This is a genomic window from Plastoroseomonas arctica (assembly GCF_018128965.1).
Taxonomy (GTDB): Bacteria; Pseudomonadota; Alphaproteobacteria; order Acetobacterales; family Acetobacteraceae; genus Plastoroseomonas; species Plastoroseomonas arctica.
On sequence record NZ_JAAEDH010000047.1, the window covers coordinates 1 to 5,746 of the forward strand.

Annotated in this window: 7 protein-coding genes; 1 reads left to right on the forward strand and 6 read right to left on the reverse strand. The window is 72.4% G+C overall.

Annotation, left to right across the window (positions count from 1 at the left end):
* Nucleotides 1-697, forward strand: a 697-nt coding sequence (locus GXW79_RS21240) for a class I SAM-dependent DNA methyltransferase (protein WP_211876460.1), incomplete at its 5' end; no start/stop codon positions are given.
* On the opposite strand, the gene GXW79_RS21245 is transcribed toward GXW79_RS21240, so the two are convergent.
* The 6 genes from GXW79_RS21245 to GXW79_RS21270 all read right to left on the reverse strand — a co-directional run.
* Nucleotides 684-824 carry a hypothetical protein gene (locus GXW79_RS21245; RefSeq protein WP_211876461.1) on the reverse strand — a complete coding sequence of 47 codons (141 nt, stop codon included), beginning with the start codon at nt 822-824 and terminating at the stop codon, nt 684-686. The two genes, GXW79_RS21240 and GXW79_RS21245, sit on opposite strands and share 14 nt — an antisense overlap.
* Nucleotides 825-862: 38 nt before the next feature.
* A complete protein-coding gene (locus GXW79_RS21250; RefSeq protein ID WP_211876462.1) occupies nt 863-1,585 on the reverse strand; it encodes a flagellar biosynthesis protein FlhF in 723 nt (240 codons plus the stop codon).
* 10 nt (nt 1,586-1,595) lie between these two features.
* Nucleotides 1,596-3,662, reverse strand: coding sequence for a flagellar biosynthesis protein FlhA (gene flhA, locus GXW79_RS21255; RefSeq protein ID WP_211876463.1), 2,067 nt, complete (start codon nt 3,660-3,662; stop codon nt 1,596-1,598).
* 3 nt (nt 3,663-3,665) lie between these two features.
* Entirely contained in the window at nt 3,666-5,051 is a 1,386-nt protein-coding gene (locus GXW79_RS21260) for a sigma-54 dependent transcriptional regulator (protein WP_211876464.1), read from the reverse strand.
* 3 nt (nt 5,052-5,054) lie between these two features.
* Complete coding sequence (fliN, locus tag GXW79_RS21265) at nt 5,055-5,381, reverse strand: flagellar motor switch protein FliN (protein ID WP_211876465.1); 327 nt, start codon at nt 5,379-5,381, stop codon at nt 5,055-5,057.
* Nucleotides 5,382-5,384: 3 nt separating this feature from the next.
* Nucleotides 5,385-5,746, reverse strand: a 362-nt coding sequence (locus GXW79_RS21270) for a hypothetical protein (protein WP_456315841.1), incomplete at its 5' end; no start/stop codon positions are given.

Genomic DNA, 5,746 nt, shown 5'->3' on the forward strand with positions numbered 1-5,746 from the left:
GGCGCGCCGCGCGGTGGCGCCGCCGGTCGCCGAGCAGGCGCAGTTTCTGTTGGCGGCCTTGGGCGAGGGTACGGCTCCGGGCCGCGCGCCGGCAGCCTATGTGCGCTCGCTGTTCGACCAGTTCGCGCCGCGCTTCGATGGCGCGCTGGCGGCGCTCGGCTACGCGACGCCGGCGGCGCTGTCGGCGCTGGTCGAGGCTGCGGGCGTGGCGCCGGCGCGCGCCTTGGATGTGCTGGACCTCGGCTGCGGCACCGGGCTTTCGGGTGTCGCACTCGCTCCCTTCGCACGGCGGCTGGTGGGGGTGGATCTGTCGCCGCGCATGCTGGCGGAGGCGGGCGCGCGGGGCCTCTATGACACGCTTGCGGAGGCCGATCTCCTCGACTGGCTGCCCGCGCAGGTCGCGGCGTTCGACCTGGTCTTCGCGGCGGATGTGCTGAACTATCTGGGCGACCTGGCGCCGGCCTTGGCTGGCATCGCGGGCGCCCTCCGGCCGGGCGGGTGGGCGGCGTTCTCCATCGAGACCGGGTCGGTCGCCCCCTATGCGCTGGGCGAGGGCATGCGCTACCGCCACGCGCCGGCGCATGTGGTGGCGCTGGCCGAAGCCGCGGGGTTGCGCGTCGTGGCCATGCGCGACGTGGTCCTGCGGCAGGAGAAGGCGGTGCCGGTCGCGGGCACCCTGTTCCTCACGGCACGCTGAGCGCTGGACGATGCGCGAGGCGCAGCAGGGCGGCCAGCGTCGCGGCGTCGAGCGCCATCAGCCCGCCCGCGACGTCCGGGCCGTTTCCCGCCTCGCCCAGGGCCAGCGGCCCCGCCGCCGCCAGCACGCCGCCGAGCCGCCGGGCGATGTCGAGCCGCGTCGGGATCAGGTGCCGTGCGCCGAGTGCGACGAGCCTTCGGCGAGGTCCCCCGCCTCGCCCGGGTCCATGCCGGCGGGGATGACGGCGACGATCTCGGCGTGGGCGGCCTCTGCCAGCCGCGAGAGAGCGGCCGCCTGCGCCGGGTCGAGCGGGTCGCAGCCGGCCGTGTCGATCAGCGCGGGCTGGCCCTCGGGTCGCCGGCTGAGCGCCTTGAACAGGGTCGCGGCGTTGGGCGCGAGCGCCAGGGTGAGGCCCAGCAGCCGGGTGAAAGCGGAGAGCTGTTCCGCCGCGCCGGCGCGCTTGCCGTCGGTGGTGAGGATCAGCGGCGCCTGGCCGGCCAGCACGCAACGGGCGGCGAGCTTCGCGCAGGTGAGCGTCTTGCCCGCGCCGGGCGGGCCGGCGAGCAGCAGCGGGCGGGCGCCGCCATCGGGTAGTGGGGCGAAGGTGAAGGTGGCCGCCAGCTGCCGCTCGAGCGAGGGCCCGGTGAGGCGTTCGGCGAGCCATGGCGGCAGGTTGTGAAAGCCCAGTGTGCCCTCGGCCTTCGGCGGGGGCGCGGTGGGCGCGTCCGGCAGGATCAGCACCGGTTCCTCCGGCTCCAGTGCGTCGGTCACCTCGACGCCGCTGGCGTTGCGTCGCATGGCGAGGATCACGGCGCCATCGCCGAGCTCGGCGCGGATGGACGCCATCGCATCGGCCAGCAATGCGCCGCGGAACTGCTTCATCTGCATGGGCGGTCTCTCAGAGGCTGGCGATGGTGCGGATTCGGGCGCGGGCGTGGATCTCGTTCTGCGCGAGCACGACGGTCGCGGGGCGGAAGCGTTCGACGATGGCGCGGACATGGGCGCGGATGCCGGATGAACAGACCAGCACCGGCTGCTCGCCCGCCGCCGCGGCCGCGTCGAAGACATCGCGCAGCCGCTGCATGAATTCGCCCAGCCGTGACGGCGCCATGGCGAGCAGGCGTTCTTCCGCGGGGCCGGTCAGCGCCTCGGCGAAGGCGGTCTCCCAATCGACGCTGAGCGTGATCATCGGCACGTAGCCCTGCGGGCCGCGGGCCGCGTCGGTGATCTGGCGCGCAAGGCGGGCGCGCACGACGCCAGTGATGGCGGGCACGGCACGCGCGCCGCCGGCGCAGGCTTCCTGGATGCCCTCGAGCACGGTGGGGAGGTCGCGGATGGAGACGCGCTCGGCGAGCAAGGATTGCAGCAGGCGCTGGACGCCGCCGACGCTCATCTGGGTGGGGACCAGGTCGGCCACGAGCTTCTGCTGTTCGCGCGGCATGTCGTCGAGGAGCTTTTGGGTCTCGGCGAAGGAGAGCAACTCGGCCATGTTCTCGCGCACGATCTCGGTCAGGTGCGTGGCGACGACGCCGGCGCAGTCGACCACTGTGGCGCCGCGGGCGAGCGCGTCCTCGCGGTGGAGCTCCTCGATCCAGAGGGCGGGGAGGCCGAAGCTGGGCTCGGTGGTGCGATGGCCGGGGAGGTCGGGCACGTTGCCGCCGGGGTCGATGGCGAGCAGCATCGGCGGGCGCAACTGGCCGCGCCCGGCTTCGACTTCCTTGAGGCGGATGACATAGGTGTCGGGCGGGAGTTGCAGATTGTCCTGCACGCGCACGCTGGGCAGGACGAAGCCCATCTCCTGCGCGATGGCGCGGCGCAGGCCCTTGATTTGTTCGGTCAGGCGCGGGGCTTCGCCGGCGGCCAGCGATAGCAGGCCGTAGCCGAGTTCCAGGCGCAGGAGGTCGATGCGCATGGTTTCTGAGAGCGGCGCCTCGGCAGTGCTCGCGGGCGGCGGTGCGTCGCGGGCGATGGCTTCGGATTCATCGGCCGCGCGGCGCTGCCAGGCGACATAGCCGGCAAGGCCCGCGAGACCCAGGAAGGGCAGCAGCGGCATGCCCGGCAGCAGGCCCATCATCGCGGCACCGCCGCCGGCCAGCGCCATCGGTTTCCACCCCTGACCCAGCTGGCCGACCAGAGCCTTGTCCGGGCTGCCCTCGCCGCTGCCCTTGGTGACGACGATGCCGGCCGCGATCGAGACCAGCAGCGCCGGGATCTGGGAGACAAGGCCGTCGCCCACGGTAAGGATGGTGAAGGTCTCGACCGCGTCGCCGAAACTCATCCCCTGGCGCGCGACCCCGATGGCAATGCCGCCGATCAGGTTGATCACGGTGATGATCAGGCCCGCGATGGCATCGCCGCGGACGAATTTCGCCGCGCCATCCATGGCGCCGTAGAAGCCTGTCTCCTCCTCCAGCTCGCGCCGGCGTAGCCGCGCGGTGGGCTCGTCGCACAGGCCCGCGGAGAGGTCGGCGTCGATGGCCATCTGCTTGCCGGGCATGGCGTCGAGGCTGAAGCGCGCGGCCACTTCGGCGATGCGGCCGGAGCCCTTGGACACCACCATGAAATTCACCACCAGCAGGATGGCGAAGACGATGAAGCCCACCACCACGTCGCCGCCCATGAGGAACCCGCCGAAGGCGGAGACGACATGGCCCGCGGCCTCGCGGCCCTCATGGCCGTGGGTGAGGATGGTGCGGGTGGTCGCGACGTTGAGGGCGAGGCGCAGCAGTGTGGTCAGCAGCAGCAGCGTGGGGAAGGAAGTGAAGTCGAGCGGGCGGCGGAGGAAGAGTGCGGTCATCAGCACCAGCACCGAGACGGTGATGGAGAAGGCGAGACCGAGGTCGAGCAGGATGACCGGCAGCGGGACGACGAGCACGACGAGAAGGGCGGCGACGCCCAATGCGAGCGCGACGTCGGAGCCGGGATTCATCCGGCCCATCCAGCCGGGCAAGGCGATCGCGCCCATGGCTCAGAAGGCCGGCAGGTGTTCGGGCATCACCGTGCCCGGGGCGGGGGGCACGGCGACGCCATGGGCGCGGTATTCCTGCAACTTGTTGCGCAGGGTGCGGATGGAGATGCCGAGCAGCTCGGCGGCGCGGGTGCGGTTGCCCAGGCAGTGGCTGAGCGTCTCGATGATGAGTTCGCGCTCCACGTCTTCCATGCGGCGGCCGACGAGGGCGGTGACAGGTTTTTGCGTCGGGCGCGGCGTGATGGTGGCGGTGGCGGCGGCGGGGGCCGGTGCCGCGGCGCGCGGTTCCATGGCGGAGAGTTCGATGGCGCCCTCGCCGATGACATCGCCCTCGGCGAGCAACACGGCGCGGTGGATGGCGTTCTCCAGCTCGCGGACATTGCCGGGCCACGCATGGGCGAGGAGCAGGTCGCGCGCGGCGGGGGTGAAATCGCGCGGTGGCAGGCCATTGGCGCGGGCGTAGCGTTCGCAAAAATGTTCGGCCAGCGGGAGGATGTCGCCGCCGCGCTCGCGCAGCGGCGGGATGCGGAGCGAGACCACGTTGAGGCGGAAATAGAGGTCCTCGCGGAAGCGGCCGGCAGCGACTTCGCGGGCGAGGTCGCGGTTGGTCGCGGCGAGGATGCGGACATCGATCCGCACCGGTCCGGCACCGCCCAGGCGGTCGATCTCCCGCTCCTGGATGGCGCGGAGAATTTTTGCCTGCAGGCGCGGGTCCATCTCGCCGATTTCGTCCAGCAGCAGCGTGCCGCCCTCGGCCTGTTCGAACTTGCCGCGGCGCATGGCGACCGCGCCGGAGAAGGCACCCTTCTCATGGCCGAAGAGTTCGGATTCCAGCAGCGTCTCGGGCAGGGCGGCGCAGTTGAGTGCGACGAAAGCGCCGCGTGACCGGCGCGAGGCGGCGTGGATGTGGCGCGCCAGAACTTCCTTGCCGGTGCCGCTTTCGCCGGTGATGAGCAGCGAGGCATCGGCGCGGGCGAGCGTGGTCGCGCGTTCCATCAGCGCCACCATCGCCGCGTCGCGATGGATGGGCGCCTCGGGCTCGGCACTCGCGGCTTCGAGCATGGCCGCGATGAGGTCGGGCTCGGCGGGCAGGGGGAGGAAATCGCGCGCGCCGGCGCGGATGGCACGCACCGCGGCCTCGGCATCGGAGGTGCGGCCGCAGGCGACCAGCGGGCAATGGATGCGCTCGGCGAGCATGGCCTGGAGCAGCCAGGCGATGTCGAACAGTACGTCGCAAAGGATCAGGTCCGCACCCTCCGCGCGCAGCCGGGAGAGGCCGTCGGTGACACCCTCCGCACTGCCCAGGCGGGCGCCGCGCGCGATCGCGATGCGCGCGGCCTGGCCGAGTTCCGCCTCCAGCGAACCGATGATCAGAAGACGCGCCATCGATCAGCCCGGCCGATCGGATTTGACGATCTCGGTCATGGTGATGCCGATGCGGTTGTCCTCGACCATCACCACCTCGCCGCGCGCGATGAGGCGGTTGTTGACGTAGATGTCCACCGCCTCGCCGAGCTTGCGGTCCAGTTCCACCACCGCGCCGCGGCCGAGCTTGAGCAATTGGCTGACCTGCATCGTCGCGCGGCCGAGCACGGCGGTGATCTGGACGGGGATGTCGTAGACGGCCTCCAGGTCCGGGGTAGGGGAAAGGGCGACATCGCGTGCCGCATCGGCGGCGAGCGCGGGGGCAAGCGGTTCGAAGTCGGTGCTGGACACGGCTCAATCCTCCAAGGGGAGCCCGGGCCCGATGCCGAAGCATGCGGCCAGGGCCGTGCGGATCGCGGCGCGGCGCGCGGCGAGGTCGAGCGTGGCGCGGCCACCCTGCCAGCTGGCGGTGAGGTCGCCGGCGGGCAGGCTCGGGTCGGGATCGATGGTGACGCGCGGATCGGCAAGCCGCGCCGCGATGGGTGCGACCAGGTGCGGCGCGGCGCGCAGTGCCACCGAGAACCCCTGCTCCAGCAGCGGGGCAAGCCGGGCCCCGAGTGCGACGGCACTCTCGGGCGCGCGCGCCTCGGCCAGGCCCGGCAGCGCGGCGTCGAGCGCGGCGAAGACCGCGCCCGCGAGGTCGCGGGCCGCATCCT

Excerpts from the sequence above, each read along its gene's own strand:
- GXW79_RS21250 (WP_211876462.1), bottom strand. The coding sequence starts at position 1,585 with ATGCAGATGAAGCAGTTCCGCGGCGCATTGCTGGCCGATGCGATGGCG.
- flhA (WP_211876463.1), bottom strand. The coding sequence starts at position 3,662 with ATGGGCGCGATCGCCTTGCCCGGCTGGATGGGCCGGATGAATCCCGGC.
- GXW79_RS21260 (WP_211876464.1), bottom strand. The coding sequence starts at position 5,051 with ATGGCGCGTCTTCTGATCATCGGTTCGCTGGAGGCGGAACTCGGCCAG.